The organism is Prevotella multiformis DSM 16608 (assembly GCF_000191065.1).
Classification (GTDB): Bacteria; Bacteroidota; Bacteroidia; order Bacteroidales; family Bacteroidaceae; genus Prevotella; species Prevotella multiformis.
The window spans coordinates 1-1,142 of sequence record NZ_GL872292.1; the positions used below are offsets into that span (position 1 = coordinate 1).

Genomic DNA, 1,142 nt, shown 5'->3' on the forward strand with positions numbered 1-1,142 from the left:
ATTGTTGATTTCCTTTTTCACACGATTACGAAAACGATTGATGGTAATAAAAGTCAGGCTGCTCATATCCTGCCAGATAGATGAAATGAATGTCACGCTTGAGAAGCGACTCTATACGACGGCAGGAATAGATATTATTCATATAGGCGTAAAGAATCACCTTGAGCATCATTTGTGGATGATAAGGCTTGCGACCACTGGGCTTATAAAGTTTGTAGACATTATCCAACATAAGATTATCCACCAAGGCGTCTAAAAGACGGACAGGGTCATCTTCTGCGATATCCCTATCGATTCTTTGAGGAAAAAGAATCATTTCCTTGTGTATGTAAGAACGAAAGTGTACCTTTGTCATAATGAGATTTTTTGTATGCCTAAAGGTACAAAAACTTTAGGAAATAGCAAAGCCCTGGCTTGAGAAAGTCGGGGCTTTGTGCATAAAAAAGAGGATGTGTACATTTTGACACACCCGCTTATTTATTGCAATATCTCTAACAATATTAATTGTTAACAAACTTGATGCGTTTGTTACAGTCATCAATCTTTGCCTTAACCTTAGCAATCTTCTTTTCCATCTTTCTTAAAGTCTTTTGACTTTTAGCCAACTTCTTGTTGATAGACTTAGCTTCCTTCAGACGCTTGATAGTGGTCTTTGCATCCTTAACAGTGTTTGATGCGTTGGTTGTGTTGAATTCTGTTGTAGCTACATTTGCTTCAACATTGATGTCAGCTGCTTTCTTGCTGAGTTCGACATTGTTTGCCTTCTCTTTTTCGTAATCTAACTGCAGTTTGTTTAACTCTGTAGTCATCTTGAGCACCTTCTGCTGTTCTTTCAGAGTGTCAAACTTTTCACTATTAAAAGAAGAGGCACAAGATACAAAAGACAACGTTATTAATCCTAAAAAAAATAATTTCTTCATACTTATATTCTATTTAAATTAATTGTGCAAATGTATATAAAATATTGTTTATATGCAAAAGATAATATGTAAAACTTTTCCTTTTAAGTAGGCCGTAAGAATTAATTTATACTAAGCTACATGGGTAAAACTGATTTTGAGTCCAGCCCCGATTGCCGCCAAGGCTCTGTTTGTGGCATAGAGCAGGGTGTCTCCTGTTGTACGAGTTTCTGCAGCTTCTCG

General features: G+C 36.5%; 1 protein-coding gene and 1 pseudogene. Both read right to left on the minus strand.

Translation table 11 applies throughout. The features are described 5' to 3' along the window. Positions 1–355: pseudogene (locus HMPREF9141_RS12305) on the minus strand (transposase); the annotation flags it as partial. Between the two features lie 145 nt (positions 356–500). Then, positions 501–920: a hypothetical protein gene (locus tag HMPREF9141_RS12310; RefSeq protein WP_013671904.1), complete on the minus strand. Its 420-nt coding sequence runs from the start codon at positions 918–920 to the stop codon at positions 501–503. Positions 921–1,142 lie beyond the last annotated feature (222 nt).